Here is a 274-nt window from a genome sequence, read left to right on the forward strand (position 1 = left end):
CTCCTGAAGGAACGTTGAAGACGACGACGTTGATAGGTCGGGTGTGTAAGTGTAGCGATACATTGAGCTAACCGATACTAATGAACCGTGAGGCTTAACCTTACAACGCCGAAGGTGTTTTGGCGAAAGACAGACACAAGATTCAGTTTGATTACAGATTACATCAGAACGCAAAAAGCGGTCTGATAAACAGAATTTGCCTGGCGGCTGTAGCGCGGTGGTCCCACCTGACCCCATGCCGAACTCAGAAGTGAAACGCCGTAGCGCCGATGGT

The 274-nt window shown here is 49.6% G+C and carries 2 rRNA genes; both read left to right on the forward strand.

What is annotated here, in order from left to right:
* Positions 1–102, forward strand: a 23S ribosomal RNA gene (locus tag NNO03_RS22580); the annotation flags it as partial.
* Between the two features lie 97 nt (positions 103–199).
* Positions 200–274, forward strand: a 5S ribosomal RNA gene (gene rrf / locus NNO03_RS22585); the annotation flags it as partial.

The organism is Citrobacter sp. Igbk 16, from assembly GCF_028069755.1.
Taxonomy (GTDB): domain Bacteria; phylum Pseudomonadota; class Gammaproteobacteria; order Enterobacterales; family Enterobacteriaceae; genus Citrobacter.